The sequence below is a fragment of the Vibrio neptunius genome, assembly GCF_000967495.1.
Classification (GTDB): Bacteria; Pseudomonadota; Gammaproteobacteria; order Enterobacterales; family Vibrionaceae; genus Vibrio; species Vibrio neptunius.
On record NZ_JXXU01000029.1, the window covers coordinates 12,585 to 39,435 of the forward strand.

Here is a 26,851-nt window from a genome sequence, read left to right on the forward strand (position 1 = left end):
TTACCAAGTGCACCAGGGGAAGATGGTTGCGCAGAGTGTTCACAACCTAGCGGCGTGTGAGATTGCGGAAGAAGTAGGGGGCGACTATTTACAAGGTGTCTATCTCAGGGTATCAAAACGGCTATTTTAGCGCGTGCCCGCTTTTATCCGCCTGAAATGCTTTCATGTAGTGACTGAGAAACTGCCGTAAATGCTCTGCTTGTGGTTCTTGGCCTAAAGAACCGATGATTTCTGCACCCACCTCTAGTGTGCATAAATGGCCCTCATCTTGGTTGCGCCTCAGCTGATAGTTGGATGTAGAAGCTGGTGCTAAGTGCACTTTGGGAATAGCCTGCAGCCAAGGGCTTTTACGCAGCATTTTCCTCGCTTCTTGCCAAGTCCCATCAAGAATAATGAATAAAGGCTTATGTGCTTTCTGCTCTGTGTGTCGAGTAATCTGGTTGATGGGTAGGCTATCTTGACCAGGAAACAGCAGCAGCGGTTGATAACCCTCATGGTTGATTAGTTGAGCCAGTTCAGAGCAGGGCTGTTTGCGTTGCCAGATATGTTGACTGCTAGGATGGACCGTTTTCAGTAGCCACTGCCCAGTGTTTGTTTCCCGCTGACACTCATTTTCGTGCATCAAGATAGCTAGATGTGCTGGCACATTGATATTAGGTAAGTACTTACAAACACAGTTGTGATTCAGCAAACACTTTGGGCAGGGGCTTGAAGTCGACATCTTATAGCGTGACGCCTCCCTGGTGAGGAGTCAGACCATCGGAAAATAGCTGAACTGGGCTGATTTCATCGTAGTTTGCCACGGGCGCGACACTTGGATTGAGGGGGTAGTGTGTACCGTTAAATTGCAAAGTGTGCTGGTTGGGTACGGCACCGCCACCGCTAACAAACATAACCAGATCGCGCCAATTTTGATGAGACTGCGTCCCTAAATTTAAAGGCGTTTGAACCAATGTAATCCGGCTATTGAATTGCCATTTCTGATCCACATTGTTGAAAATCAGCAAGGTGCAACCACCTGAGCCGCACCAGTCTAGCTGAGCCAGCAATTCTTTGCTGCCATCGCCATTAAGATCGTACGTCAACCAGCGATAACGTGTGCCAGTGGGATCCTGCTTCTCTTCTTTGAAGTAATCACGCAGAGCTTGATCAACTCGTGGGTTAAACTCCGCACTTGACGGGACTTTATTGCTGTCTGCCAAGGTTTGTTGGGAAGAAAGAGTATTACCCGTTTTGTAAAGCGTGAGTCCGCCATCCGTAATGTCGTAGACAACGTTACCCACTTTCTCCTTATTTGTGAACAGTCGGTTATCCACTTGGATGTAGATACGCTCTGAGTTAAGCCTTTGTCCCTGTAAGTGAGTACCTACAATTTGAACTTGATTGCGATTCAATTGTTGCCAGAACCCTTTTTCAACCGTATCCGATCCACCATTCTGATAGCGGTAAGTGGTGTTGGCGGTGTGGTCTGGGTTTATTGCCAGAGAAACGCTAAAGGGAGCATTCTTGCTTGTTTGAGCCTGATAAGTCGCCGCCCAGCGTTGGGTCGTGTCTTGGTTTGATAACGTCGCACAGCCACGATAGGTTTTATCGCCGATTGTGAGGGTTGAGCTCCAGCCGTAAAGACTATCACTCATACCATCACTGCAACTACGCAGGTTAAGCTCTAGTTGGCCTTGGCTGAATATGTAGCGGCGGCGATCCGCTTCAATCTTTGTTGTGGTCAGCTCTAGTTGTTGTGTTTCTTGGCCCATCTGGCTGAATTGTAGGGCCTTGTCTGCAAATTGAACTGACCAGAATGGCTCGTTACCAAAGGCCGTCGTAGGCTGAACAGTTTGTGCGCAACGTTGGGTGTTTTCTGCTGTCAGTAGGTTAATCTTGTCGACTACGAAGCGTGCAGCATAATCAGCAGCGAATCCTTCTTTACCCGTTGGTTTAAGATGGCCAATCACCTCGCCGTACAGTGGTGCATAAGGAGAACGTACCAGCTTCATCCCTTGCTGGAATCTATCTTCAGGCAGATCCAACCAATATTGTTGCTGGCTACCACACGGCACAATAGAGCGTACTTCATGACCAAGGATGACTTCACCGCGCATGACAAAAGTTTGAGGTTTGATCGAGGAAGGGTCACTCAGCGTTGCTTGGGGGCTGTGCGCTTGCTCCGGTCCGGATTGAAAACCGGCACAGGCCTGAAGGGCCAGTAAGGTCGTCACTGTTACTGGGTTTCTTAACGCCTTCATGCTATATCTTCCTCATACTTAATTATTCGGACGTCATTATGGCATATTGGTTATTCAAAACAGAACCGGACACTTTCTCTATTGACACACTTCGCACACAAAATACTTCCTGCTGGGAAGGGGTGCGTAATTATCAGGCGCGCAATATGATGCGAGATCAGGTCAAAGAAGGTGATTTGGTGCTGATTTACCACTCTTCATGCAAGAAGGTTGGAGTCGCTGGTATTGCGAAAGTAACCAAAGAGGCTTACCCCGATCATTTCGCCTTTGACCCTGAAAGTGACTATTTTGACCCGAAGTCTACGCCAGATAACCCACGCTGGGTGATGGTGGATATTGAGTTTGTCAGAAAGACGGAAAGGTTGATCCCTCTTTCAGTTATGAAAGCGATGCCTGAGCTGGAAAACATGCCTTTGGTGAAGCGTGGCAATCGCCTGTCAATTATGCCAGTGAGTGAGCTGGAATGGCAGGCGATACTGGATAAAGAGGAATTACCGTCGCAAAGGTAATGCGTCTCTCTTAAAGAGTGAAGATTAGAACAAGTGAGTATGTAGGTAGTGTGCCACCGCATCGTCGGCGTTACTGCCTATCACTTCATTATCTGGCAAGGCTTGTTTCACTTTGATATGCGAAGTTTCCATCACCAAGCCTTTGCCTGCCATGGACAACATTTCAACATCATTCATCCCATCACCAAAAGCAACACAGTTTTCCAGTGTGAGATTGAGAGACTCAGCTACAACTTTAAGCGCTTCTCCTTTCGATACTTCTGCCGCCATTACTTCCAGACACCAAGGAGTTGAGAACGCCACATTGAGCTGGTCACCAAACTTGTCATTAAGTTGTTGCTCAAACTTAACCAGATGGTCGTGATCTTTAGCTGGATGGGTAAAGAAGATTTTCGCTATTCCATTGGTTGGCGCCACATCGGCATCAAAGCGCTGATAGGCGAAACCAGATTCACTGTGGAATTTCGCGAGCATGTCGTCGTCTCTGTCTAGGAGCCAACTATCATTCTGATACATATGGATAAAAATATCAGGATCTTGTCTGATCACATCGATCACAGGTTGAACCAGATTTTGCGGTACATTGTTGCTGTACATTAGGTTGTCGTCTTGATCGTGAACTCGAGCACCGTTTGAGGTGATCATGTAAGCTGGGATGCCGGCGAGTTGACGAATACCTGAAACATCGACGTGGTGACGACCGGTAGCAAAGATAAAGGTGTAGCCCTTTTGGTGCAGTTCGCTCAGCGTTTGCTTTGAGAAGTCACTCAGCTGGTGGTTAGGCGCCAGTAAAGTGCCATCGAGATCAGAAGCTACCAGTTGGAAAGGAGTCTCTTTGCGTGTGTCTGTCATATCACCCTCGTGCGTAATGCGTTGAACAGCCCAGGAAGGGCAGAGTGACTATTCTACTGCAACATAAAGGGGAAAAAGAGGGTAAAAGTTACCCTCGAGTATTTCCTATTTTTATCAATGCTGATTGAAGAAAGACAGTGTGGCATCCAGTGCTTGATCGCGATATTCGTCTTTTTCGAATAATACTTCGTGGCGCGAGCTGTAAATGATCTTTAGCACGCACTGATAGTTGGTTTTCGCCAGTTTCTTGATGAATTTGAGCTGATCCTGATTGGAAACGATCTGGTCACTGCTAGCTTGAAGGAGTAACAATGGGATTTTTATCTGGCGCGTCATCAGGTGACACTTTCTGGCCGCCATTAATCCCTGCCACACCCAGCGCGTGCTGGCTCCGCCAATTTTTAGCTCTGGCCTCTGCTCATAGAGATCACGAAACCAGTGATAGCGGATCTGGCTTTGAGTTAGGAAGTTACCTTCAAATGGTTTTGGGTAATAGGGGGCTTGGCCGGGGGCAAAAGTTGGCTTGGGCGCAAGCGCAGTCATGATTTGGCCAAGGGGTATTGCGATCGGTTTAATATGCCAGGGCAGATTGACGCCAAACATAGGTGCACTTAGCGACACCGCCGAAAATGAATGATCTGGATAGTTCTGTAGGTAACGAGTGGCGATATTGCCTCCCATTGAATGGCCGAGCAAGTAACGTTTATCGTAACCACTTAAGTCAAAGTGGTGAATCAAACCATGTAAATCTTGCACATAGTCCTCGAAATCTTCGACATAACCCATTTGCTGGTCTTCAATCAGTCGATCTGACAGGCCCTGACCTCGATGGTCGAAGGAGTAGATGTCATAGCCTTGTTGGAACAGGTCATAAAACAGTTCCTGATACTTCCAGGTGCACTCTATACGGCCATTGACCACCACGATAGCTTTGGTGTGCTCCGGAGAGGTAAGTTTCACCCAGAACAGCCGGATTTTATCAAATGACTTAAAGAAGCCTTCCTCACGGGAGCGCCAAAATTGAGCAATATTGTTATTGATTGCTTGCTCAAAATTCGACTCTTGAGTATAAGGTGGATTAATGCTGGTGCTCGATTCATTCATGATATCGGGGCCTAGTATCAACACTGACAAGTAAACAAGTCTAAATTATGTGTGGCTAAGGAAGTTTAGTCGAGAGGAAAACACTATGGATATGCATGTTTGGTTAGCCTACGTAGTGACAGCTATTGTATTCAGCCTCGCTCCAGGTTCAGGAACCGTGAATTCAATCAGCAATGGTCTGAGCTATGGTACACGTAAATCTCTCTCCGCGATCGCAGGGCTGCAAATTGGGCTGACGTTACACATTATCTTAGTCGGTGCCGGTATTGGAGCCTTGGTTGCTCAATCAGCAACTGCATTTACCGTGATTAAATGGGTCGGTGCAGCTTATTTAGTTTGGCTAGGTATTCAGAAATGGCGCGATAAATCTGGTTTGGCGACTCACACCGAAGGGGAAGTGTTATCCGGCACTAAACTGATGAGGAACGCTGTTCTGATTAATCTGACCAATCCCAAATCCATCGTATTTTTGGTCGCGCTGTTTCCGCAATTCATTGACCCTGCCAAAGATCAGTTGACGCAATTGGCGGTATTGGGAGTAACAACTGTGGTGATAGACTCGATTGTTATGCTGGGTTACACCTCTTTGGCGGCACAAATGGGGCGTTTTATCCGTTCTGATAAGATTATGAGTAGGATCAACAAGGTATTTGGTTCCATGTTTGTCGGTTGTGGGGCATTATTAGCGGCTGCCAAAGCTTAAGTAATTTCAAGGTGTAGCAGTCAATGCGCGATACCTATGTGGCTCGTCAGCCCATTTTAAACGCCAAAAGACAAACGCTCGGGTATGAACTGTTGTTCCGTGACGGAGAAAACAATGCATACCCAGCGCATGTCGATTCCAACCGTGCAACATATCGTTTAGTAGTCGAGAACTTCCTGTCTCTGGGCACTAATCCTGCTTTTGCACAATCGCGCAGTTTCATCAACTTTCCGTATAAAAGCCTTATTCGTCGCTTACCTCTGTCGCTGCCCAGAGAGCAGATTGTCATTGAAGTACTGGAAACTTGTCCACCGACGGACGAGCTATATGAAGCGATAAAAGAGCTCAACGCAGCAGGTTACCTGATTGCACTAGATGACTTTGTTTATAGTCCGGACTGGGAACGCTTCTTACCATTTGTTCAGATCATTAAGCTTGATATCATGGCGATGGGGTTAGACGCTGCGTGTGAATTTGTCCAAGAGCATAAGTCACGTGGGATCCGCCGTAAGTTTCTTGCTGAGCGAGTTGAAACAGAAGAACAATTCTTAACCGCGCGCTCGGCGGGCTTTTCGTTTTTTCAAGGCTTCTTTTTTAGTAAGCCTGAAGTCATCCGTCAGCAATACATTAGCCCTGAACAGGTGATTGCGATGGAGTTGCTTCGTGAAGTATGTCAGACCAACGTCGACTTCGAGAAAGTCGAAGCTATCGTGGCGAAAGACGTTGCGCTGTCTTATAAATTGCTCCGCTTTGTAAACACCATGTCGGAAAGGCTCGAGGTCAGCATCTCTTCATTTAGGCAGGCTTTGGTGTATCTTGGTGAAGACAAACTTCGTATCTTTGTTTCGTTGGCCGTGGCGTCTTTTATTTCCGCTAAAAAGCCCAAAGAGCTGTACAATCTTTCGTTGCAACGCGCTCAGTTTTGCCAGTTGATGGCGAACGAAAATCCATTCAGCCAGTTCCGTGAACAGGCTTTTCTTATTGGCTTGTTCTCAACCTTGGATGCGTTACTGGATCTCTCGCTTGAGGAGTTGGTTAAGCAGTTGCCGCTCAATAAGGCGATTAAGGTTGCTTTACTTGAGCGCCAAGGTCCTTATGGCATCTTGCTTGGGTTGGAAGAGTGCTATGAACGGGCTGACTGGCAAGGCATGCAGGAAGCGTGTCGTCAATTGAACCTATCCGTCGATGACGTTATGCCGCGCATTTCTGAAGCGCAGCGCTGGAGTCAGGACATCAACCGCCTGGTATAAGGCAGCTCTTCTCTTTTGTGAATCTTTTATGACAGTGCCGATTGGGTATTGATCTTCAGTTCGGTTTAAATAATTATATACGCATATCCATATATGAGTATGTTTAAATGTTGCCACATCAGTTTTTCAAATTACTATCTGACGAAACTCGAGTCCGTTGCCTGATGCTGATTGAACGTGAAGAGTGTTTGTCAGTGGGTGAATTGACTGAAGCGCTTCAGGAAAGCCAGCCGAAAATCTCCCGTCATCTTGCTCAGCTACGTTCAGGTGGTGTGTTGGTTGACGTCCGCCAAGGGCAATGGGTGTTTTATCGTTTGTCGGCAGAATTGCCGGGTTGGATGAAAAAACTGATTGATGATCTTGTCGCGTCTGACTGCCTCAAAACAGAGTACCAACAAGATATAGAAAGACTTCATGCTATTCAGGCTCGTCCTGTTTGCTGCCAGTAATTTGAAATAAGAGAGATAGAAAGATGACAATTAAAGTCGGAATTAACGGTTTTGGTCGTATTGGACGTTTGGCTCTGCGTGCGGCGTTTGATTGGGATGAGCTGGAGTTTGTGCAGATCAATGATGTGGCGGGCGATGCCGCCACACTCGCACACCTGCTGGAGTTTGATTCAGTTCAAGGGCGCTGGAATCACGAGGTCAAAGCGGAAGGCGATCAAATCCTGATTAACGATCAGGTTATCAAAGCAACGCAAGAGAAAGACATTGATGCCATTGACTGGTCTGGCTGTGATGTTGTGATTGAAGCGACGGGCAAACACCGTAAAACCTCGATCCTTAAAAAGTATCTAGCTCAAGGTGTGAAACGAGTAGTGGTATCTGCGCCAGTTAAAGAGGAAGGTGTGGCGAACATTGTGGTGGGTGTGAATGATCATATCTTTGACCCAGAAGCGCATCAGATTGTTACGGCAGCGTCTTGTACGACTAACTGTATTGCACCAGTCGTTAAAGTGATTCATGAGAAGTTGGGTATTGCACAGTCTTCTTTTACCACTATCCATGACCTGACCAACACGCAAACCATTCTTGATGCGCCACATAAAGATTTGCGCCGTGCCCGTGCTTGCGGAATGAGCCTTATCCCGACAACGACTGGCAGCGCAACAGCGATTGTGGAAATCTTCCCAGATCTCAAAGACAAGATTAACGGCCACGCGGTGCGTGTTCCTCTGGCTAACGCATCACTCACAGACATCATCTTTGATGTGAAACGCGATACTACAGCGGAAGAAGTGAATGCGTTACTTAAAGAGGCGTCACAAGGTGAATTGAACGGTATTCTTGGTTTTGAAGAACGTCCGCTGGTATCGATTGATTACAAAGGCGACCAACGTTCAACCATCGTTGATGCTCAGTCGACTATGGTGGTAGGTAGCCGCATGGTGAAGATCTACGCTTGGTACGATAATGAAATGGGCTACGCGACACGTACAGCTGAACTGGTGCGTAACGTGGGCTTGGTATAAAGAGTGATAGAGATGACACATCCGACTTGGCAATTGGATCTTGAACAAGGTGCGTTAGTACTTACTCCTTGTCCAGGTACTAAAGGCGTTGATCTGGAAGCTTCGCTTGTGCAACTAAAAGATCAAGGTGTCGAAGCGATAGTGACGGCGCTGGATAATACAGAGTTAGAGAGCAAAGGCGTGGCTCAGCTTGGTGAAGCGGCAGAGAAGTTAGGTATGCAGTGGTTTCAGATTGAAATTGAAGATGACTGCGCACCGGGTGATGACTTTGCCGTGAAATGGCAGCAAACCAGCTCTGCTCTGCATCAGGTTGTCGATAATGGCGGTAAAGTTGCGATGCATTGCATGGGCGGGTCAGGTCGTACGGGCCTGTTGGCCGCACATTTGCTGTTAGAAAAACAGTGGCCGTTGAGCGACATTGTCAAAGAGGTACAGGCGTTACGTCCAGGTGCCTTTACCAAACCTGTTCAGGTCGATTACATCAACGCAGTTGCGGCGAAATAATTCCTTGAGGAGTTTTTGGATCACAGGTGTCCAAAAGCTCCCATCGCTGTACATAAGAAAAAATTGGGTAATCTATGATCGCAAATCTGAGTAAGAGTGTGCGTCAATATATGCTGGTGACGTTCAATTACTGGAACTTCACCATTACTGACGGTGCATTGAGAATGCTGGTGGTGCTGTATTTCCATGATCTGGGCTACAGCACGTTAGAAATCGCATCCTTGTTCTTGTTCTATGAGTTCTTTGGCGTGGTAACCAACTTGATTGGTGGTTGGCTTGGAGCAAGGCTTGGCTTAAACAAAACCATGAACCTTGGACTGGCGATGCAGATAGTGGCACTGGTGATGCTCGCGGTTCCCAATGTCTGGCTGACCATACCTTGGGTAATGCTAGCTCAAGCTTTGTCAGGTATTGCCAAAGATCTCAATAAGATGAGTGCTAAAAGTTCCATCAAGGCACTGGTGCCTGACGAGCAGCAAGGCGCCTTGTATAAGTGGGTCGCGATTCTAACGGGGTCGAAAAATGCCCTTAAAGGTGTTGGCTTCTTCATCGGTGGTTTATTGCTGTCTCTGATTGGCTTTAAGTACGCGGTGCTGCTGATGGCGGGCGTGCTAACACTGGTGCTGATCGGCAGCTTAACCGGTCTTGAAAGTGATTTGGGTAAAGCCAAAAACAAACCTAAGTTTAGCCAGATTTTTTCTAAGTCGAGTTCTATTAATATCTTGTCTGCGGCGCGCATGTTCCTGTTTGGAGCACGAGATGTTTGGTTTGTTGTCGCCCTACCTATCTATCTGGGCAGTGTGTTTGGTTGGGATCACCTTTGGGTTGGCGGTTTCTTAGCGACTTGGGTGATTGCTTACGGCTTTGTTCAAGGCTTTGCTCCTAAGATCACTGGTAAAGCACAAGGTAAAGTCCCTGACGGTAGTGCGGCGCTGATGTGGGCTGGATTGTTGGCGGTGATCACTGCGGGAATTGCGTACGCAGTGCAAATTGGCTGGCAACCCCAGTTGGTTATCGTTATTGGACTCTTGATTTTTGGTACTGTATTTGCGGTTAACTCTTCCCTGCATTCCTATTTGATTGTTAGCTATGCTAAAGGTGATGGTGTATCACTGGATGTCGGTTTCTACTACATGGCGAACGCTATGGGTCGCTTAATTGGTACAGTACTGTCAGGTTGGATATTTCAGGTTGCGGGTTTGGCGGCGTGCTTATGGGTTTCCTTCGCATTTCTTGCTTTGACCACCCTCATTTCAATCAAGCTGCCTAAGTTGCCCCAATCAGTAACTACGTAAATTAAAACAGTCTCATGACTCAAAGTTGACCAAGGTTACACCGTGGTCCACTTTTTTATTGCTACCTTTGTTCAACACTGATTGAACAAAGGTAGCGATATGAGAGATAGAGTACTGTTTTTTGACTTATTGCGATGTGTTGCTGCTGTGGCAGTTATCGCGATTCATGTTCTTGCTCCTTATCGCCAAGAACTCGGTAGCATTCCCTTCTCAGAATGGTCTATTGCGATTGGCTTGAATAGCGCGATCCGCTGGGCAGTGCCGGTGTTCACTCTTATTACTGGTGCGCTATTGCTTAGCGATGCCCGGCCATTTGATGCAAAATACTATGTCAAACGTCGATTAGGTAAAGTTTTGGTGCCGTTTATTGTTTGGTCGCTGTTCTATGCGTATCTTTCAGGATGGAGCTTGGCAGGTTTTAATCCTGAAGAAACCAAGCAAGTGCTTGCCAATAGTGTCTTTCACGCCACTTATTATCATCTTGGCTTCTTTTATTACTTCATCCCTTTGTATTTTGTCATTCCGTTTTTTCAGTATGTGATCAGGCTGTATGGTGATAGCTCGTTGTACTCTTATGTGGCTATTTGGTTGGTGACGACGTTATTGTTTTTAATTGGCCTTGATGGGCCATGGAGTCATCAAATGTGGCTCTACAGCGGCTATTTACCTCTAGGATATTTATTGTATAAAAGAGTACCTCTGACTTCGGCTTATGTTGCCATGTTTGCGATCTTGGGGATCGGTGCACTCATCACGACTGGGTACGCGGTCATTACCAACAGTGTCGAAGCGCAAGAATATACGGTAGGGCGATGGCTGTCGTATAAGACGCTTAATGTGGTTCTGGCTGCGAGCATGATTTTTATGCTAGGTCGTTATGTTGGTGAAAGCTTGTCTGATAACGCCAACAAAGTGATTGGGTTTATCAGTCAACATAGTCTCGGTATTTACATTCTCCATCCGATCTTTCTCTGGCCAATGAAAGAGTATGGCTGGTACCAAGGTCACCCTGCTTGGGTGATTCCCGTGTGGATTGTCTTGAGTGGAACTGGGGCGCTTTTGATGAGTTGGATGGTGTCTAAATCCCGCCGTACTAGCTGGTTGTTGCCTTAGCATGGTTGTCAGTTAGTCACCATTAATTGGTGTTTGTTTATGTTCCTAAATCGTAACCGATTAAATTAAAAAGGTTTATGTCTAAAACATGGCATTAAACTGCCTTAGTCATCTGGTTAATTGTTATATTGAAAACTTAATCGCAGTGAAGTAAACGGTAACACTGGCTCAGGAAGAGAATATGAACAGACAATGGTTAGTGGGCTTTATCTTATCAGTAGCTCCATTCGCCTACGGGAATGACGGCAGTTTTAACGATGCTGAGATCCATTATGTTGATTTTTTTCAGCGTACCGATGGCATCAAATATCTGGTGCATAAGATGGATCAAAGCAATATTGAACATGCGTTTGTGATGGGCCTGCCGATTATGAAAAAGTGGAACGCCCATGATCCGGTTGCTCCCCGTTTTGAATTTGGCGATGACTCACCCGTCTATTATTACTCACGTACTGATGAGATTCTATACCGAGCGCTGAAAGACTCACCGTATCAAGATCGACTGTTTCCTTTCATTACTGGCTTTAACCCCACGGATATGTTCGCGGCGGAACAAGTTGAGCAGATGATTGAGAGCGATCCCGGTTTCTGGAGAGGCATAGGTGAGATTCTGACTCGTCATGATAGTTTGTCCGCGCTGACATTAGGCGAACAGGCCAGAGCTAACCATCCTGCTTTGATGAAGGTGTATCAGGTCGCTGCGAAGCACAAAATGCCAGTGATCCTGCACACCAATATCACGTCTGAGCGAGAAACACACCCGTTGTACAAGCATGAGCTGGTGGAGGCGTTAGAAGAAAATAGTAAAACTAATTTTATCTGGGCGCACGCAGGGACCAGTTCGACACTGCTACGACGCCAGAATTTATCTTTTCTAATCGATGAAGTCAGCGAGCTGCTGGATGATTACGCTAACCTCTACATCTTGGCATCTTGGAGCTTGCGCGATGTGATACTGGCGAGTCCTGAATCGAAGCAAGCATGGGTAGCGTTGATCAAAGAGTATCCCGATCGCTTCATGATTGGTTCTGATGTTGTAGGCCGCTTTAAAATTACGGGTGAAGTTTTATCTCGTTGGGATGAAGTATTGGATGCGCTGCCAGATGACGTGGCTGAAAACATGGCGAAAAACAATATGCTCAAAATGGTGAAGCGCTAGATCAGCGCTTCATCGCGAAGTGAAGAAACTTATCACCTTGATAAGTCAGCACGCCTTCGTCTCCAGGATTTAAGGCATGAAAGTAATGCACTCCAACCTGAAATTCTCGCTTGGGGTCTAGATGTCCTTTCTGCACGTAGATCCAATATTCCTGTTCATTTTGGCCTAGCTGAGTGTCTGGGATATCTATTGCCTGCTTATCGATTATGGTGACGTCCGCTGTTTGTTCAGGTGCATCTTCTCCCTGAATGTGTCTACGATAAAGTTTCCTAAATCCCCAGCCACTGGCGATGATAAACACAACAATGGCGATGAATAACGTTAATGGCATGCCTTCTCTCCCAAAAAGCTGATGGGTTATTTTAGTGTTAGTTTGACCACAGGTTGAGGCTTTGAACATAACAGTGAGCTTCAGCTATGACTATTTGTAGCATTCTTCGAGATACGTCACACGTTAGTGGTGATTTTGTCAGTATGATTATAGAGCTAGTCATTGATTCCTTTACATTAATTTACTTGCAAAGGGCGGTGAAAATGGGGCTAGATAGTAGATAATAAGAAGGAATATTATTTACTTATAGTACTGGCAGGATGAGGTCAGTCTCTGCCCCTAAACTTACTAGCGATGGAGGGAAGCCATGTCTGATATCGAAAAAGTAGTGACACGGACACGAACAATTGAAAAGCTGCTTCGCACGCAATATCACGCTGAAGGTAAGGGATTACATCAGTTGATTACCAGCTGTGAAGAACGTTTACCGCATGATGTAATTGGTAAGCTGCGTTATATAGCAACCATTCGCAATAAAATAGTTCATGAAGAAGATTACAAGTTGGAAAGTCGTAGTGACTTTCTTTCGGTGTGTGATCAATGTGAAAAAGAACTCACACCACGCAGTAGCCGCTTTATCTGGCGAGCGGCGATTACTTTGATGACTCTGATTACATTAGCAGCACTACTTTTCTATTATGCTCATTGGGATATTTTGTCTAAGCATTTGTAATAAAAGGTCTAAAACAGACTATTTTTAAAAAATAGTCAAACTTAGAAATCCGTTGGATTTGTAGACGGGTTTTGTGTGAAAAATCTGCGACATAGCAAAAAGGGACGCGAATGCGTCCCTTTTTGCTTTTGTAATTATGGCTTAGTACATCATCGGCAGTGTCATTAGGCCAACAACAACTGCGATCATTACAAGTCCTTGTTTTTGTGAAGAAGTAATCATAACCCTGCTCCTATTTAGTGATGCTTAACTCTATGTAATTTAGAATAGCAGTGTTTTTGTGGTTTGATCAAGTTTTTATTTTACTAAGCGTTAAAAGTAACGCTGTGTAAGTACGAAAATGCAGTATTTAGGATGGTTTTTTGATTGTTTTTCTATGATTTTTGAGTTGGTTGAAAACTGTTCTCTTTGTATTTTTTTTGTTTAAGTGTATGATTTATATGTACTTAGTTGGTGTTTAACTATTGTTAAATTATAGAGATTGTCATTTTTTTGCTTGATTGCCATCTTGGTGTCAGTGTTGGGTTAAATTGATGGTTATCGGGTTTGGTTTCAGCTTGTTTTACCTAGCTTCCGATTAAAATAGCTATTGGCTTACTTTTCTAAGATTACATTCTTTTAGTTTTTTGCGCTTATAATATGCCTTGAATTAATGTTAACTTGTTGATTTTTGTTGTTTTATTTTTATTTTTCTTGCGTGTTTTTATGCTTTTTTGGATCTTGGCTCTCTAGAGTTAGTCAATTTGGCTAAAGTCGTATTTTATACCAAATTATTGGTGAAATCAGATCGCGATAAAAGAGAATGCGCTGCTTTACCTATGCCTATGTGCGCCTTTCAGAAGCCAATCAAGATCCAAGTTTTGCTTTCCATGTCTGGACATCTTTAGCGTCCTGCCTACACTGGCGACTCAGTTTAAAAGAGGTGGACTCATGTGGAGCTGGCTTTCAGTCGCGCTATCAGGATTTATTAGTATTTCTGCTAATGAAAGCAACCAAAACAAGCAAGCTGTCGTGTTTAAAACATTGTCGCTAGCTATGCTCGTTGTCATACTGTGGAGCCAGAACAGTGTCGCTGGTATATCGCTATGGTGGGTGACACTGGGCTTGCTGATCTCTATGGTGGCTGATGGTCTATATATCTATCAGCGACATCAGAAGTTGTGCTTTGCTGCGTTTGTTGGGGCTCAACTTTGCTACAGCTCATCTTTTTGGTTGCAACTCTCTGGAGAGATTGTCTGGTGGCTGCCTGCTATGCTTTTGGCTATCGGCATTGTGGTGTTTTTCCTGATGCTGCCTAAGATAGACCGCTTGATCTTTCCCGTTGTGATTATGGGAATGATGCTGTTGCAGCTCAATTGGGCTGCCGGTGAAGTATGGTTATTGACAGGGGCATGGGCCAGCCTATTAGGTTTCTTAGGCACCTTGACTCTCACTTTATCAGCAGGCCTTCTGGCTGTGCACGATTACAGACATTCCATTCGCTATGGGCGTTATCTTATCTCTGGCAGTTACCTGCTAGCACACTCATTGATTACCGCATCTTTGATTATCTAAAATCAAAATCAACGAGATAGTATCAAGTTACTCTTCCTCTACTGACCTGTAAGTGGAGAAAATGATGTTCAATGAAATACACGCACACAAAGTTCTAAACTTATTGCATGACAGACCAATGGCAATGCAGGAATTACGTGATGTTGCTTGCGCTGAGTTTGGTGTGCAGGCAAAGTTTTATACCTGTAAGCTGAACGGGCTGGATCTCGATGCACTGATGGCATTTTTTATCGAGCGAGAGAAAATTGTCGATGTCGGTGGTAAATGGGCGTTGAATTTAGAGCGTGTTTGTAGCCACTAAAAACTCTGCTTTTTGCCTCCAAATTGTCGAACGGTGTTGATATACTTCGCCGACTTTTTGCTCTGCTTTTGAGAACCTTTGGCTTTGGAGGCTAATTCATGGAAATTCTTTCTGCCGCAACCATGTTGTTTCTTATCATGGATCCGCTCGGTAACCTCCCTATCGTTCTTTCTATTCTGAAGCACCTTGATCCTAAGCGCAGACGTAAGGTTCTCATTCGTGAGCTGCTTTTTGCGCTGATAATATTGATGCTATTTTTGTTTGCAGGTAAGGCGATTCTTAGCTTTCTTCATGTTGAGCCCGAAACGTTGAGTATTTCTGGCGGTATTATCCTGTTCATCATCGCGATTAAGATGATTTTCCCGAGTGCGGGTAGTATTACGGGGTTAGCTGCTGGTGAAGAGCCGTTTATAGTACCTATGGCCATTCCTATGATTGCGGGGCCATCGGTGATTGCGGCATTGCTACTTCTGTCGACCCAGCACCCGGACAAGTTGCTTGAGTTGTCTGGTGCTGTTCTGCTGGCGTGGGGGGCGACCTTCTTTATCTTGATGTTCTATAACTTCTTCCACCGTATCTTAGGTGAACGAGGCTTAAAAGCCATTGAGCGTCTGATGGGGCTGCTGCTAGTGATGATTTCGACTCAGATGTTCCTCAACGGAGTGAAGAGTTATCTAAGCTAAGAAACAAAAAAACGCCGCTCAAGATGAGCGGCGTTTTACATTGGATGGTGTGGGTTTTACATCATGTACTTGCGACGAATATCGAGCAGGGCAAAGATGCCGAAGATCAGAATCGACCATTTTTCCCAACTGGTCATCTTAATCTTGTCACCAAACGCGCCGATAAAGATGGCTGATTGCAGGCCATGCATGATGAACAGGAAGGCTGTCATGATGTAAAGCGCAATCGCCGCTTTGCCCGGAAAGGGCATAAAGAAGTTCAGGATCAGGATGAACCACACAAAGCCAATCGCGGCTTTGGCAAGAAAAAGTAGAGCTTTCATGAGACTTCCTTTTTAGTCTTGTTGTCTTTCAAATAATCGGTAACTGACTTGGCCTGCCGTTTTTTCTCGGTGTAGGTGCCAGTTGGTTGGAATGCCTTCCAACGCAAGTTCTTTCTCAGTTTCAATATAAATCATGGCATCGTTGGCCAGCCAGCCATTACTTTCCAGCAAAGTGACGGTTTGTTCCAGTAAGCCTTTGCGAAATGGTGGGTCGATAAACACCACATGATGCGGTGTACCTGCTTGTTGAAGAAAGCCCAACGCATCGCTGTTAATCGCGGTAAGGTTATCTGAATTAAGAGCCGCAATGTTTTTTTCTAACTGCTTGAATGCCGTCGGGTTGAGCTCAATCATGGTGACCTTATCAGCCTGACGCGAAGCCGCTTCAAAGCCCAACCCGCCAGAACCGGCAAACAAGTCGAGGCATTTTGCTTGAGGAACATCCTGAGCCAGCCAGTTGAAAAGGGTTTCTTTTACGCGATCCGTTGTCGGGCGTAGCCCCTCTGCATCATGAACAGGCAGTTTTCTTCCTCTCCATAAGCCGCTAATAATTCGAACAAAGCCTGTTGAAGGCTTTTTTTGTGATGTGTTTTGCTGGCGACGCTGTACCATAGATTTTTTGACCGCTAATAAAGTGATACTATACCCAGTCGCTCAGTGAGTTCGCCCTGAGTACAGCCCAAATTTTGTTGATGACAAAGTGTATACCATCGTTATAACGCTGGAAACTTTTCACTCTGTTGTCATTTTTCTTTTCTTTACCGGGACAATGCCCGGCGAAAAGTGTCAGAGTAAATTAAGACAATCTAGGATATCCCCAGATGACGGAAAAAAAGAAGCGCGGATTACTTTCTTGGCTTGGCTTTGGTGATGAAGAACAACAGGTTAAGCCATCTGCTGAAGAAACTCAGTCGGAAACCATTGAAAAAGGCGCAGAAGAAGCGCAAACCGTTGACGATGTTCAGCCAGAGCCTCAAGCTGACTTAGCAGAAGCAGAAGCAGAAGCAGAAGCAGAAGCAGAAGCAGAAGCAGAAGCAGAAGCAGAAGAGGTACAAGAACCTCGTATGCTTGAGCAAGAGAAGCCAACGGAAAGCTTTTTTGCTCGCTTAAAGCGCAGCTTAGCGCGTACAAAAGCGAATATAGGCGCCGGCTTTTTTGGTTTGTTTAAAGATAAACAAATTGATGATGAGCTATTTGAAGAGTTGGAAGAGCAGTTATTGATTGCTGACGTTGGTATGGATACCACAGTGAAAATCATCGACAATTTGACAGAAAAAGCCTCACGTCAGGAACTGAAAGACGGCGAAGCGCTCTATGGTCTGTTGAAAGAAGAGATGGCAGGTATTCTCTCGACTGTCGAAAAGCCGCTTGAACTTGATACCAACAAAACCCCTTATGTGATCCTAATGGTTGGCGTGAATGGTGTCGGTAAAACCACAACAATTGGTAAACTAGCAAAACAGTTTCAGTCACAAGGTAAAAAAGTCATGCTAGCAGCAGGGGATACCTTCCGTGCTGCAGCTGTTGAGCAGCTTCAGGTCTGGGGAGAACGCAATAACGTACCTGTTGTGGCGCAGCATACGGGGGCGGATAGCGCATCGGTAATTTATGATGCTATTGAATCGGCCAAAGCCAAAGGCGTAGATGTTGTCATTGCTGATACTGCTGGGCGTCTGCAAAATAAATCAAACCTAATGGAAGAGCTACGCAAGATCGTCCGTGTGATGAAGAAGGTAGACGATTCGGCACCGCATGAAATCATGCTGACATTGGATGCTGGCACAGGTCAGAATGCGATCAGTCAGGCAAAACTGTTTAGCGATGTAGCACCGCTGACAGGTATCACCCTGACCAAACTTGATGGTACTGCAAAAGGTGGTGTGATCTTTGCGCTGGCTGACCAGTTTCAGATTCCAATCCGTTACATTGGTGTGGGTGAAGGTATTGATGACCTACGCCCATTTGAAACTCAGGAATTTATTGACGCATTGTTTAGTCGAGAAGATTAATTGGCAGTTCAGTAAGAGGGATGACGAGTGATAAAATTTCGGCAAGTAAGTAAAGCGTACCGTGGTGGCATGCAAGCGCTGCAAAAGGTCGATTTCCACCTGCGTCGTGGAGAGATGGCGTTTCTTGGCGGCCATTCTGGTGCTGGTAAAAGTACTTTGCTCAAGTTGATTTGTGCCATTGAACGCCCGACGGATGGTAAAATAAGCTTTAATGATCATGATATTACTCGTATTCCCAATAAAGATATTCCTTTCCTGCGCCGCAACATTGGCATTGTCTTTCAGGATCATCGTTTATTGATGGACCGCTCTGTGTTCGATAATGTCGCGTTGCCAATGCGTATCGAGTCTATCTCTGAGAGTGAAATCAAACGTCGTGTATCAGCGGCACTGGACAAAACAGATCTGTTGGACAAAGCGAAATGCTTGCCGAGCCAGTTATCTGGGGGGGAGCAACAACGAGTCGGTATTGCCCGTGCTGTGGTTAACCGCCCAACGTTACTTTTAGCAGATGAACCGACAGGTAACTTGGATCCAGAGTTGTCAAATCGTGTCATTAAGCTTTTTGAAGAGTTTAATCGGGCTGGCGTCACCATTTTATTAGCGACACACGATATCGGGCTGGTCAATACGCGTCCGCAATATCGCCATCTTGAACTGAACCAAGGCTTTCTGAGTGAGGTAGAAGATTATGGCTGCTAATGTGCGTAATAAAAAGTCGGCCAAAGGCCGACCACAGAATCGCGTCAAGCGTGACAGCTTCTTTACCGTACACTTCAAACAGGCAAACGCAGCGTTTGCAGTAATGTGGTCGCGACCTTTGGGGAATATCCTTACTCTAGCCGTGATTTCTATGGCGTTAGCGATGCCAGCGGCAATGTACCTGCTGGGTAAGAACTTGGCTGCTGCTTCCACCAATGTGACCAGCCCATCGAAAGTGAGTGGTTATCTAAAGGAACAAACACCTGAAGCTCGCATTATGGTATTGAAAGACCAGTTGGAGAGTATGGATGAGGTTGCTAAGGTTGAATATATCTCGCCTCAACAAGGGCTCGATGACCTAAGCCAATATTCAGGTTTCGATCACGCGATTTCACTGCTGGATAATTATGCTTTGCCAGGAGTGTTAATCGTTACTCCTAACATTGAAGATAAAGCAAAAATCAAACAGCTGGCTGCGATTCTTGCAAAAGAAGACGAGGTGACAGATGTGCGCCTTGATGAAGATTGGTTAACTCGTTTAGATGCGATCAAGAATTTGGTCAGTGGTATTGTGGTCACTTTGTCTGTGTTAATGCTCGGGTCTGTGTTCCTCATAGTTGGTAATACGTTGCGTTTTAACGTTCTTGCGAATAAAGAAGAGATTCAAACCATGAAATTGATCGGTGCAACGAATAGCTTTATTTTAAGACCGTATCTGTACTCAGGAATGTGGTTTGGATTGCTCGGTGCTCTTACGGCATGGATCATGACAGCGATTATTACGGTGGTCCTCAATAGCAGTGTGGAGCAACTGGCTTTACTTTACGATAGTCGGTTTCGTCTTATTGGGTTGAGTTGGGATGAAAGCTTACTGTTATTGATGCTCGGAACTTTTCTGGGGTGCTTGGCTGCAAAAGTTTCAGCGCAGCGTCATTTGAAAGAAATTGAACCAGTATAAGTCGAAGTTGTCATAATTTTTTGAAAGTATACGCCACCGTATACTTTTTACTTGTATAGACGAATGGTTTATGCATAATAACTTTCCCCGCTTGAATCTTGTTCATTTTAGGTTCAAGATTGATGGGCTAAAACTTACTCCAGATCAGATATTGATGAGGAATTAAATGACTAACCAAGCGTATCCAATGGCTGTAGTTACACAAGATAGCTTAGATAGCTATATCCGCACAGTGAACGGCTATCCAATGCTGACCGCTGAGGAGGAGCGTGAACTAGCTGAGCGACTACACTATGAAGGCGAAATAGAAGCGGCAAAAGGCTTGATTCTTTCGCATTTACGTTTCGTAGTGCACGTAGCTCGTGGTTACTCTGGCTACGGTTTGCCAATGGCGGATCTTGTCCAGGAAGGTAACATCGGCTTGATGAAAGCAGTAAAGCGCTTTAATCCAGAAGTCGGCGTGCGTTTGGTGTCATTTGCAGTACATTGGATTAAAGCTGAGATTCACGAGTATGTCTTGCGTAACTGGCGCATTGTTAAAATTGCGACCACTAAAGCTCAGCGTAAGCTGTTCTTCAACCTGCGAAAGTCAAAGAAACGCCTAGGGTGGTTCAACAACGGTGAAGTGGAAACCGTGGCGAAGGAGCTAGGTGTTGAGCCTTCGGAAGTACGCGAAATGGAATCTCGTTTGGCAGCGCAAGATGCGGCATTTGAAATGCAAAACGATGACGACGACTCAGGCTCATCCTACTCTGCACCAATGTTGTATCTTGAAGATAAAGCTTCGGACGTAGCGGACAATATTGAAGCTGCTAACTGGGAAGCGCACACGAACAATCGTTTGAGCTTAGCACTGTCGAGTCTTGACGAACGTAGCCAGCATATCGTTCGCTCGCGTTGGTTAGAAGATAGCAAGTCGACTCTGCAAGAACTGGCTGAGACATACAATGTGTCAGCGGAGCGTATCCGTCAGTTAGAAAAGAACGCAATGAAAAAGCTAAAAGCAGCTGTCGGCGACTTTTAATCTTTGTAGCCTAGCAAATTCAGAAAGCCGAGATCGAAGGGTCTCGGCTTTTTCTGTTTCTAAGATCGAGTAACGAGTCATTTAGGCTCTTTTGGGGATCGAGTTTTGCCCAGTTTCCTGTGGGTAACTCTGTGATAAATTTCTTGGCTATCTGTCAGAAAGGCGGGTGAATAAAGGTGTAGAGAGTAATTAGTTCATGGGGATACTTTTACTCTTACACACAAAGAAATAAGGATCATCACTACATGTTGTGGATCAAATGTTGGAAAACTACTTTATCAACGTAATTCACAGGTTTATCCACAAGTGGTGAATAAATGATCGCGAGTGGATAACCCTACAGCTCCAGTGTACTTGTTGAACACTGGATAGGTTACAATGACAGCCAACAACAATTCTTCTCAAGAGACAGTAAATGGACCAGTTCAAACACATCGATGTTGCCGGTGCCCAGGCGTTATTGGAGCAAGGTGACGCTCGCCTCGTTGATATTCGCGATCCACAGTCTTTCGCTGTGGCTCACCCACAAACAGCCTTCCATCTAACAAATGACACCATGGTTCAATTCATGGATGAAGCAGAGTTTGAGCAACCAGTTCTGGTAATGTGTTACCACGGAATTAGTAGCCAAGGCGCTGCTCAATATTTGATTAACCAAGGCTTTGAGCAGGTGTATAGTGTGGATGGAGGCTTTGAAGCTTGGCAACGAGCTGAGTTGCCGACGGAATCCAACTTGCCATAGGAATCACTATGATAAAACTGATCTCTATTTCCAATCCGCGTATGGCGCAAGCGTTTATCGATTACATGGCATCACGCCGTATTGATGTGAAAATGATGCCGGAAGGAAGTGGTCAGTTTGCTTTGTGGCTCACTGATACTCAATATCAGGTTGAAGTGGAAGCTGAGCTCCAGCATTTTCTTGCGAATCCCAGTGATGCTAAATACCAAGCTGCTTCATGGGACATGGCTGAAAGTCGAACCGGCCGGTTTAGCTATCAGTCTCCGAGTATGTTAGCTATGGTGAAAGCCAAAGCTGGTCCTGTGACGTTAGCTGTGATCTTGGTATGTATCGTCATCTTTGCCTTACAGCAGTTTGGTGCAGGCCAGGCAGTTTTCTCGGTATTGCACTTTCCTGCGTTTGCTGGACAAGAGTGGCAGTTGTGGCGCTGGGTCAGTCATGCGGTTCTGCATTTCTCGGTCATGCACATTGCGTTTAACTTATTGTGGTGGTGGCAACTAGGGGGAGACATTGAGCAGCGCTTGGGAGCGAAAAAACTGCTTCAATTGTTTGTGGTGTCAGCGGCCATGTCGGGTGCAGGCCAGTACTGGGTAGAAGGGGCTAACTTTGGTGGTCTATCTGGTGTTGTGTATGCATTAGTCGGCTACTTGTGGGTGCTGGGATACAAAGCACCACAACTCGGCCTGAGTATACCAAAGCCAATCATAGGTTTTATGCTGGTATGGCTGGTATTAGGGTTTATTCAACCATTTATGGCGATCGCCAATACAGCTCATCTGGTTGGTTTAATTTCCGGTGTTGTAGTTGGCTTAATCGATGCTAGCCGGATAAGAAAATAAAAAAGCGGCGAAGCCGCTTTTTTGCAAAGCGTGCTTACTGGTAGAGGTATTTAGTAAAGAGCAAATCGGCAATGATCGTTCGGCCTGTTTCTGGTAGCAATATAGAGTTCAGTTGTTCGACGAGTTTTTTGCGTAAGTCCTCACGGCCGGCCAAGGAAGTGATCGTATCTGATGATTGCTTGCCAAGTAGCTCGATGACTGCATCACGGATCAATGGCTGGTGAAGCTCAATAATGGCTAGGTCCTTGTCGTTAGCCACCATGATATCGATGCGGACCTGAATGTAGCCCAACTTTTTACCTTGAGTGTAAAAATTAGTGGTGAGATCTGGCTCCAGAGTAAAGTATGCGAGCTTAGGTTCGTTGCTCTCCTCTGCCATTGATGTGAAACTGACCAAGACGCTCAATGCGAAAATTATATGGACTAAGTAACGTTTAATCATATTTCTGTCTTTTCTTTCTTCTAATCACGATACTCGAATCGTCTGAGTCTTGTTACAATAGAGCATCTATTTGTAATAATTATGCGTTAAGCACTCTATGGGTGGTTAACAACAAAGATCGAAGCTTTATTGTACGACGATAAGGCTACTTATTGAATACTAGTATGAATCAATCTACTTCGCTTTATTTATCTGCTCTTCGTCAGGTTGAGTGGCAAGAGCCTGATAAGTTTAGCTTTCCTACACAGAATGCGAAAAATTGGTTGTTAGAACAGGGCTCACTATCACGTTTATTGGAGTCCCACTGCCAAACGTTAAATGTCGACTTGTTGCACAACAAAGTGGTTAAAGCTGAGAAGCTTGACTCCCAGGAGATAGTGCTCCTGACAAAAGAAGAATGTTTGTTGCGAAAGGTTGTACTAAAAGGCGATCAACAACCTTGGGTATTAGGTAGAACCTTAATCCCTCAGTCCTCGATGAATGGTCAACAGTATGATCTGACGCGTCAGGGAGAGATCCCGCTTGGGCTAACTGTGTTCAACGCTGAAAATGTCAAGCGTGATGCGTTACAAGTTGGCTGGGCCAAAACATCTGATGGCCAGTTTCTTGCTCGTCGCTCTCGTTTATGGATGAACCACAAACCTATGTTGGTGGCAGAGCTGTTTTTACCTGCCGCTCCTATTTACTCAAAGGAGAGAGGTAAATGACGTTTGCTAAAGCTAAAGCTAAAGCCAAAGCGTATTGGCAATTGATGCGCATGGACAGGCCAATAGGGAGTTTGTTATTACTCTGGCCCACTATGTGGTCACTTGTGATCGCAGCTCAAGGCTTTCCAGATCCTATGATACTGGCTGTGTTTGTTCTTGGTGTTTTTTTTATGCGTTCTGCAGGATGTGTGATTAATGATTTTGCCGACCGTAAAGTAGATGGTCATGTTAAGCGAACCAGCCAGAGGCCTCTGCCTTCTGGCCGCGTTACTTCGAAAGAAGCTATCGGCTTGTTTCTTATATTGGTAGTGGGGTCTTTTTTGCTGGTTCTAACGATGAACCTACTAACTATTCAGCTTTCTTTCGTTGGGTTGTTTCTTGCTTTTATTTACCCTTTTATGAAGCGGTATACTCACCTTCCTCAACTATTTCTGGGGTTAGCATACAGTTGGTCGATACCTATGGCATGGGCTGCTCAAGCCAACGAATTGCCGGCGATGGTGTGGTTTATTTTTGTAACCAATGCGTTATGGACAATCGCCTATGACACGCAATATGCCATGGTTGATCGAGATGATGACCTGAAGATCGGTATTAAGTCCACGGCTATTCTGTTTGGTCGTTATGACAAAATGATAATAGGTGTATTGCAGTTGGTAACGGTAGGGATGTTGATTGCACTTGGCAACTGGTACGAATTGGGTGCGAGTTACTACTGGAGCTTGCTGGTTGCTGGGGGATTGTTTGTATTTCAGCAGCATCTTATCCGCCATCGTGATCGAGATTTGTGCTTTAGAGCATTTCTCAACAACAGCCATGTTGGGATGGTTATTACCATAGGGCTGCTCGTCGCATTTTGGTAAATCATATAGAGATAAGGGTACTTTAGAGTACCCTTTCTTATTGGTGCTGTGCAGTAATTACTCAGAGACGCCTACCTGACAAATACTCTCTTTGATCGTTAGCCTCACTTCTGGATAGAGCATTGAATACAACAGCCCAGCCAAGATCTGGCTTTTCTCTTGCTCGCAGTTCCCATCCTTATCTAGGTAAGCTTGTTGTTTGAGTGTGGTAAACATCGCTGAGAATACCCCTTTATCGAAGAACTCAGGTGCGTTAATACCATGTAAGCGACCCAAACGCTGAGCGATTTCCTGACTCTTTTGTTCCAAGTCCGCTTTTCCGAGCTCTGGATTCGCTGTGAGCAGGTTCAGTGTGATTGCATAACGCTGCAGTGTCTCGGTAATCGTTCGACCTAACAACATCAGGACCTGAGTGTTGCCTTGCTTAAGAGATACGTTTTGCTCGGTATCAATCGCAACTAATCCGAGGCGTGCTATCTCTTCAATATAGGCTTCAGTCACATCACCGAGCTGCTCCTCTTCGATGCTCAGGAACAATTCTTGTTTTAGGAATGGATACACCAAAGCCACATTAGCTTTGATTTGAGCCAAACTAAGCTGCTGATGACGTATCAACATTTGAGCAATGAGAGACGGGATCGCGAACAGGTGAATAATGTTATTACGATAGTAAGTCATTAGGATCGACTGATTGCGATCCAGTGACACGATCTCGCCCATAGTGTCAGACTCGATGACAAACTTGTCTAGCGACTCAGCATGTTTGACTAAGTCTTCCGCATCTTCATCCGGAACGGTGAAAGTCGACGAATAAGGCACGTTCTTCAGTAAAGAGAGGTAACATTCGATCTGTTTGACTAAGCTGTCACGAGACAAAGCACGCTGGCGTGAAGCAAGCAAAGCTGTCGCGCACAAAGTTAATGCGTTAGCCGCTGCAGCATCGTTAATGTGCGTCATCATTTTCGTCGCTAAGTCGTTAACCACTGGATTTAACCATTGCGGCTTGGTGCTACCCATAGGGTCAATATCGTGTGTCCACTCAGGCGCATTTTCATTTAGGTATTGGTTGAGTGGAATCGGCTCACCAAAGTTCACGTAGCCTTGACCAAAATTGCGCAGTTTGCGAATGGTACGCAGAACTAGGCCAGCGTTTTCTTTCTCTTTTCGCTTTCCACGCAGCTCTTTAGCGTAAGTACTCACTTCCATGACATGTTCGTAGCCAATATATACTGGTACTAACGTAACGGGGCGGTTGAGGCCGCGTAACATAGCTTGGATGGTCATCGCCAACATGCCTGTTTTAGCCTGAAGCAGTCGACCAGTACGTGAGCGCCCACCTTCACTGAAGTACTCAACCGAATAGCCTTTGGTGAACAGTTCAGCCAGATATTCCCGGAAAATAGTGGAATAAAGTTTGTTGCCTTTAAAGCTTCGTCGAATAAAGAACGCTCCACCGCGACGGAATAGAGGTCCTGCGGGGAAGAAATTGAGGTTGATACCGGCAGCGATATGCGGAGGTACCATGCCTTCATGGTACAAGACGTAAGACAGCAGTAGGTAATCCATATGACTTCGATGACAAGGGACATAAACGATTTCGTGTCCATCTTGGGCTAATTTACGCACCGTAGAGGCATTATTGATGTTTAAACCTTGATAGATTCTGTTCCACAACCAGCTCAGTATACGATCGCCATTTTTAACCAATGAGTAGGAGAAGTCTGCCGCGATTTCATCCATGATGTCATGCGCTTCTTTACGCGCTTTGTCTGGCGATATCCCTTTTGCTTTTGCCTCGTCTTCAATCACTTTCTCGATAGCCTTGGATTTCATCAAACGATTAAACAGAGCTTGGCGGTTGGGCAGGTTTGGTCCTGAGGCAGCTAGCTTTTGGCGAGAAAAGTGTATGCGCGCAACGCGTGCTAGCTTGTGGGCAATTGAAGCGTCTGTGCCGTGTGAGTCCGCCATATGGCGTAAAGACACTACAGGGCTGATACGTACCAAGCAATCCCGACCAGCTTTTAATACTGCTAACGCTTTTTCAGGCCCATTTAATGGTTGTAAGTACGGTGTTTGCTGCGATTCTTTTCCGGGTTTTCGGCCCCATAAAACCGTTGCAGGAAGGACTTGTACATCCAATTCACTGTCAAATTTGTGTTGTTCAAGGAGATCTGAGAAGAGAGCGATAGATTCGCTCGGTACGTCTTGGTCGTTACTCATCACAGTTTGACGTGATGAAGTAAAGACATAACGCTTGAAGGACTTACCATTGATTTCGACTGGCTTGAGTGGGTCAGGTAAGCCGAGGTTGATAACCTGCATTTGCAAAGTGATTAAATCAACGCTTGAACGGTAGGGCAAGGCATAAATAATCGGCTTGTTTACATCAATGCTATGATCTTCAATAGGATTTGAAGGAATCGCTGTTCCTTTTACCATGACTGACAAAGGTAGCTTGAGTAAGGAACTCGATAGTGGTTGTCCAGAAGACATA

At 45.4% G+C, this 26,851-nt stretch carries 30 protein-coding genes; 21 read left to right on the forward strand and 9 right to left on the reverse strand.

Annotation, left to right across the window (positions count from 1 at the left end; translation table 11 throughout):
- Positions 1–121: 121 nt before the first annotated feature.
- Positions 122–721 (reverse strand): tRNA-uridine aminocarboxypropyltransferase, encoded by a 600-nt coding sequence (locus TW84_RS10705; protein WP_045975650.1) that lies wholly within the window; start codon positions 719–721, stop codon positions 122–124.
- Between the two features lies 1 nt (position 722).
- On the reverse strand, positions 723–2,243 hold the full coding sequence (locus TW84_RS10710) for a COG3650 family protein (RefSeq protein ID WP_045975651.1): 1,521 nt from the start codon (positions 2,241–2,243) through the stop codon (positions 723–725).
- 38 nt (positions 2,244–2,281) lie between these two features.
- Here TW84_RS10710 and TW84_RS10715 point away from each other — a divergent pair, with 38 nt between their 5' ends.
- Positions 2,282–2,752, forward strand: coding sequence for an EVE domain-containing protein (locus TW84_RS10715; RefSeq protein WP_045975652.1), 471 nt, complete (start codon positions 2,282–2,284; stop codon positions 2,750–2,752).
- Positions 2,753–2,776: 24 nt separating this feature from the next.
- Here TW84_RS10715 and TW84_RS10720 read toward each other — a convergent pair whose 3' ends face one another.
- The gene (locus tag TW84_RS10720) at positions 2,777–3,604 is read right to left on the reverse strand and encodes a Cof-type HAD-IIB family hydrolase (RefSeq protein ID WP_045975653.1); all 828 of its coding nucleotides are present in this window, start codon (positions 3,602–3,604) and stop codon (positions 2,777–2,779) included.
- Between the two features lie 114 nt (positions 3,605–3,718).
- Complete coding sequence (locus TW84_RS10725) at positions 3,719–4,708, reverse strand: alpha/beta fold hydrolase (protein ID WP_045975654.1); 990 nt, start codon at positions 4,706–4,708, stop codon at positions 3,719–3,721.
- A gap of 85 nt (positions 4,709–4,793) precedes the next feature.
- On the opposite strand from TW84_RS10725, the gene rhtB reads away from it, so the two are divergent.
- The 8 genes from rhtB to TW84_RS10765 all read left to right on the forward strand — a co-directional run bounded on the left by rhtB (position 4,794) and on the right by TW84_RS10765 (position 12,206).
- Positions 4,794–5,411: a homoserine/homoserine lactone efflux protein gene (rhtB, locus tag TW84_RS10730; protein ID WP_045975655.1), complete on the forward strand. Its 618-nt coding sequence runs from the start codon at positions 4,794–4,796 to the stop codon at positions 5,409–5,411.
- Between the two features lie 23 nt (positions 5,412–5,434).
- Positions 5,435–6,661, forward strand: coding sequence for an EAL and HDOD domain-containing protein (locus TW84_RS10735; protein WP_045975656.1), 1,227 nt, complete (start codon positions 5,435–5,437; stop codon positions 6,659–6,661).
- Positions 6,662–6,768: 107 nt separating this feature from the next.
- Entirely contained in the window at positions 6,769–7,110 is a 342-nt protein-coding gene (locus TW84_RS10740) for a metalloregulator ArsR/SmtB family transcription factor (protein WP_045975657.1), read from the forward strand.
- A 23-nt stretch (positions 7,111–7,133) separates the two neighbouring features.
- Positions 7,134–8,135 (forward strand): ArsJ-associated glyceraldehyde-3-phosphate dehydrogenase, encoded by a 1,002-nt coding sequence (locus tag TW84_RS10745; RefSeq protein WP_045975658.1) that lies wholly within the window; start codon positions 7,134–7,136, stop codon positions 8,133–8,135.
- Positions 8,136–8,147: 12 nt separating this feature from the next.
- Positions 8,148–8,639 carry a cyclin-dependent kinase inhibitor 3 family protein gene (locus tag TW84_RS10750; protein WP_045975659.1) on the forward strand — a complete coding sequence of 164 codons (492 nt, stop codon included), beginning with the start codon at positions 8,148–8,150 and terminating at the stop codon, positions 8,637–8,639.
- 74 nt (positions 8,640–8,713) lie between these two features.
- A complete protein-coding gene (gene arsJ / locus TW84_RS10755) occupies positions 8,714–9,934 on the forward strand; it encodes an organoarsenical effux MFS transporter ArsJ (RefSeq protein WP_045975660.1) in 1,221 nt (406 codons plus the stop codon).
- A gap of 99 nt (positions 9,935–10,033) precedes the next feature.
- Positions 10,034–11,047, forward strand: a complete 1,014-nt coding sequence (locus TW84_RS10760) for an acyltransferase (protein WP_045975661.1) — start codon at positions 10,034–10,036, stop codon at positions 11,045–11,047.
- Positions 11,048–11,228: 181 nt separating this feature from the next.
- On the forward strand, positions 11,229–12,206 hold the full coding sequence (locus TW84_RS10765) for an amidohydrolase family protein (RefSeq protein ID WP_045975662.1): 978 nt from the start codon (positions 11,229–11,231) through the stop codon (positions 12,204–12,206).
- Between the two features lies 1 nt (position 12,207).
- On the opposite strand, the gene TW84_RS10770 is transcribed toward TW84_RS10765, so the two are convergent.
- The gene (locus tag TW84_RS10770; RefSeq protein WP_045975663.1) at positions 12,208–12,537 is read right to left on the reverse strand and encodes a DUF2500 domain-containing protein; all 330 of its coding nucleotides are present in this window, start codon (positions 12,535–12,537) and stop codon (positions 12,208–12,210) included.
- 307 nt (positions 12,538–12,844) lie between these two features.
- Between TW84_RS10770 and TW84_RS10775 the strand changes: the two genes are divergently transcribed.
- From TW84_RS10775 to TW84_RS10790, 4 genes are all read left to right on the forward strand, one after another.
- On the forward strand, positions 12,845–13,210 hold the full coding sequence (locus tag TW84_RS10775) for a hypothetical protein (RefSeq protein WP_045975664.1): 366 nt from the start codon (positions 12,845–12,847) through the stop codon (positions 13,208–13,210).
- A 930-nt stretch (positions 13,211–14,140) separates the two neighbouring features.
- A complete protein-coding gene (locus TW84_RS10780) occupies positions 14,141–14,764 on the forward strand; it encodes a lysoplasmalogenase (protein WP_045975665.1) in 624 nt (207 codons plus the stop codon).
- Positions 14,765–14,828: 64 nt separating this feature from the next.
- Complete coding sequence (locus TW84_RS10785) at positions 14,829–15,065, forward strand: YecH family metal-binding protein (RefSeq protein ID WP_045975666.1); 237 nt, start codon at positions 14,829–14,831, stop codon at positions 15,063–15,065.
- A gap of 98 nt (positions 15,066–15,163) precedes the next feature.
- Entirely contained in the window at positions 15,164–15,748 is a 585-nt protein-coding gene (locus TW84_RS10790) for a YhgN family NAAT transporter (RefSeq protein WP_045975667.1), read from the forward strand.
- Between the two features lie 56 nt (positions 15,749–15,804).
- Here TW84_RS10790 and TW84_RS10795 read toward each other — a convergent pair whose 3' ends face one another.
- Entirely contained in the window at positions 15,805–16,071 is a 267-nt protein-coding gene (locus TW84_RS10795) for a DUF1145 domain-containing protein (protein WP_006957308.1), read from the reverse strand.
- A 12-nt stretch (positions 16,072–16,083) separates the two neighbouring features.
- Entirely contained in the window at positions 16,084–16,683 is a 600-nt protein-coding gene (rsmD, locus tag TW84_RS10800) for a 16S rRNA (guanine(966)-N(2))-methyltransferase RsmD (RefSeq protein WP_045975668.1), read from the reverse strand.
- A 209-nt stretch (positions 16,684–16,892) separates the two neighbouring features.
- On the opposite strand from rsmD, the gene ftsY reads away from it, so the two are divergent.
- From ftsY to glpG, 6 genes are all read left to right on the forward strand, one after another.
- Positions 16,893–18,080, forward strand: a complete 1,188-nt coding sequence (gene ftsY, locus TW84_RS10805; RefSeq protein ID WP_045975669.1) for a signal recognition particle-docking protein FtsY — start codon at positions 16,893–16,895, stop codon at positions 18,078–18,080.
- Positions 18,081–18,107: 27 nt separating this feature from the next.
- A complete protein-coding gene (gene ftsE, locus TW84_RS10810) occupies positions 18,108–18,782 on the forward strand; it encodes a cell division ATP-binding protein FtsE (protein WP_045975670.1) in 675 nt (224 codons plus the stop codon).
- Positions 18,772–19,740: a permease-like cell division protein FtsX gene (gene ftsX / locus TW84_RS10815; protein WP_045975671.1), complete on the forward strand. Its 969-nt coding sequence runs from the start codon at positions 18,772–18,774 to the stop codon at positions 19,738–19,740. Before ftsE ends, ftsX begins: the two co-directional genes overlap by 11 nt.
- A gap of 166 nt (positions 19,741–19,906) precedes the next feature.
- Complete coding sequence (rpoH, locus tag TW84_RS10820) at positions 19,907–20,764, forward strand: RNA polymerase sigma factor RpoH (RefSeq protein ID WP_045975672.1); 858 nt, start codon at positions 19,907–19,909, stop codon at positions 20,762–20,764.
- Between the two features lie 415 nt (positions 20,765–21,179).
- On the forward strand, positions 21,180–21,506 hold the full coding sequence (gene glpE, locus TW84_RS10825) for a thiosulfate sulfurtransferase GlpE (protein WP_045975673.1): 327 nt from the start codon (positions 21,180–21,182) through the stop codon (positions 21,504–21,506).
- Positions 21,507–21,514: 8 nt separating this feature from the next.
- Entirely contained in the window at positions 21,515–22,345 is an 831-nt protein-coding gene (gene glpG, locus TW84_RS10830; RefSeq protein WP_045975674.1) for a rhomboid family intramembrane serine protease GlpG, read from the forward strand.
- Positions 22,346–22,379: 34 nt separating this feature from the next.
- On the opposite strand, the gene TW84_RS10835 is transcribed toward glpG, so the two are convergent.
- The gene (locus tag TW84_RS10835) at positions 22,380–22,787 is read right to left on the reverse strand and encodes a flagellar basal body-associated protein FliL (protein ID WP_045975675.1); all 408 of its coding nucleotides are present in this window, start codon (positions 22,785–22,787) and stop codon (positions 22,380–22,382) included.
- A 164-nt stretch (positions 22,788–22,951) separates the two neighbouring features.
- On the opposite strand from TW84_RS10835, the gene TW84_RS10840 reads away from it, so the two are divergent.
- Both TW84_RS10840 and ubiA read left to right on the forward strand, forming a co-directional pair.
- Positions 22,952–23,494, forward strand: a complete 543-nt coding sequence (locus TW84_RS10840; protein WP_045975676.1) for a chorismate lyase — start codon at positions 22,952–22,954, stop codon at positions 23,492–23,494.
- A complete protein-coding gene (gene ubiA, locus TW84_RS10845; protein ID WP_045975677.1) occupies positions 23,491–24,357 on the forward strand; it encodes a 4-hydroxybenzoate octaprenyltransferase in 867 nt (288 codons plus the stop codon). The genes TW84_RS10840 and ubiA overlap by 4 nt, the downstream gene beginning before the upstream one ends.
- Positions 24,358–24,414: 57 nt before the next feature.
- Here the strand turns inward: ubiA and plsB are convergent, their stop codons facing one another.
- Complete coding sequence (gene plsB / locus TW84_RS10850) at positions 24,415–26,850, reverse strand: glycerol-3-phosphate 1-O-acyltransferase PlsB (protein WP_045975690.1); 2,436 nt, start codon at positions 26,848–26,850, stop codon at positions 24,415–24,417.
- Position 26,851: the final 1 nt, after the last annotated feature.

Bases quoted from the DNA above. Each gene is read 5' to 3' on its own strand.
- TW84_RS10745 (WP_045975658.1), top strand. From the start codon at position 7,134: ATGACAATTAAAGTCGGAATTAACGGTTTTGGTCGTATTGGACGTTTG.
- glpG (WP_045975674.1), top strand. From the start codon at position 21,515: ATGATAAAACTGATCTCTATTTCCAATCCGCGTATGGCGCAAGCGTTT.
- TW84_RS10775 (WP_045975664.1), top strand. From the start codon at position 12,845: ATGTCTGATATCGAAAAAGTAGTGACACGGACACGAACAATTGAAAAG.
- TW84_RS10740 (WP_045975657.1), top strand. From the start codon at position 6,769: ATGTTGCCACATCAGTTTTTCAAATTACTATCTGACGAAACTCGAGTC.
- TW84_RS10760 (WP_045975661.1), top strand. From the start codon at position 10,034: ATGAGAGATAGAGTACTGTTTTTTGACTTATTGCGATGTGTTGCTGCT.
- TW84_RS10725 (WP_045975654.1), bottom strand. From the start codon at position 4,708: ATGAATGAATCGAGCACCAGCATTAATCCACCTTATACTCAAGAGTCG.
- rsmD (WP_045975668.1), bottom strand. From the start codon at position 16,683: ATGGTACAGCGTCGCCAGCAAAACACATCACAAAAAAAGCCTTCAACA.
- TW84_RS10720 (WP_045975653.1), bottom strand. From the start codon at position 3,604: ATGACAGACACACGCAAAGAGACTCCTTTCCAACTGGTAGCTTCTGAT.
- TW84_RS10715 (WP_045975652.1), top strand. From the start codon at position 2,282: ATGGCATATTGGTTATTCAAAACAGAACCGGACACTTTCTCTATTGAC.
- TW84_RS10780 (WP_045975665.1), top strand. From the start codon at position 14,141: ATGTGGAGCTGGCTTTCAGTCGCGCTATCAGGATTTATTAGTATTTCT.
- TW84_RS10765 (WP_045975662.1), top strand. From the start codon at position 11,229: ATGAACAGACAATGGTTAGTGGGCTTTATCTTATCAGTAGCTCCATTC.
- plsB (WP_045975690.1), bottom strand. From the start codon at position 26,850: ATGTCTTCTGGACAACCACTATCGAGTTCCTTACTCAAGCTACCTTTG.
- TW84_RS10840 (WP_045975676.1), top strand. From the start codon at position 22,952: ATGAATCAATCTACTTCGCTTTATTTATCTGCTCTTCGTCAGGTTGAG.
- ftsX (WP_045975671.1), top strand. From the start codon at position 18,772: ATGGCTGCTAATGTGCGTAATAAAAAGTCGGCCAAAGGCCGACCACAG.
- arsJ (WP_045975660.1), top strand. From the start codon at position 8,714: ATGATCGCAAATCTGAGTAAGAGTGTGCGTCAATATATGCTGGTGACG.
- TW84_RS10835 (WP_045975675.1), bottom strand. From the start codon at position 22,787: ATGATTAAACGTTACTTAGTCCATATAATTTTCGCATTGAGCGTCTTG.
- rhtB (WP_045975655.1), top strand. From the start codon at position 4,794: ATGGATATGCATGTTTGGTTAGCCTACGTAGTGACAGCTATTGTATTC.
- TW84_RS10735 (WP_045975656.1), top strand. From the start codon at position 5,435: ATGCGCGATACCTATGTGGCTCGTCAGCCCATTTTAAACGCCAAAAGA.
- TW84_RS10790 (WP_045975667.1), top strand. From the start codon at position 15,164: ATGGAAATTCTTTCTGCCGCAACCATGTTGTTTCTTATCATGGATCCG.
- glpE (WP_045975673.1), top strand. From the start codon at position 21,180: ATGGACCAGTTCAAACACATCGATGTTGCCGGTGCCCAGGCGTTATTG.
- rpoH (WP_045975672.1), top strand. From the start codon at position 19,907: ATGACTAACCAAGCGTATCCAATGGCTGTAGTTACACAAGATAGCTTA.
- ftsY (WP_045975669.1), top strand. From the start codon at position 16,893: ATGACGGAAAAAAAGAAGCGCGGATTACTTTCTTGGCTTGGCTTTGGT.
- TW84_RS10795 (WP_006957308.1), bottom strand. From the start codon at position 16,071: ATGAAAGCTCTACTTTTTCTTGCCAAAGCCGCGATTGGCTTTGTGTGG.
- TW84_RS10710 (WP_045975651.1), bottom strand. From the start codon at position 2,243: ATGAAGGCGTTAAGAAACCCAGTAACAGTGACGACCTTACTGGCCCTT.
- ubiA (WP_045975677.1), top strand. From the start codon at position 23,491: ATGACGTTTGCTAAAGCTAAAGCTAAAGCCAAAGCGTATTGGCAATTG.
- TW84_RS10750 (WP_045975659.1), top strand. From the start codon at position 8,148: ATGACACATCCGACTTGGCAATTGGATCTTGAACAAGGTGCGTTAGTA.
- TW84_RS10770 (WP_045975663.1), bottom strand. From the start codon at position 12,537: ATGCCATTAACGTTATTCATCGCCATTGTTGTGTTTATCATCGCCAGT.
- TW84_RS10785 (WP_045975666.1), top strand. From the start codon at position 14,829: ATGTTCAATGAAATACACGCACACAAAGTTCTAAACTTATTGCATGAC.
- TW84_RS10705 (WP_045975650.1), bottom strand. From the start codon at position 721: ATGTCGACTTCAAGCCCCTGCCCAAAGTGTTTGCTGAATCACAACTGT.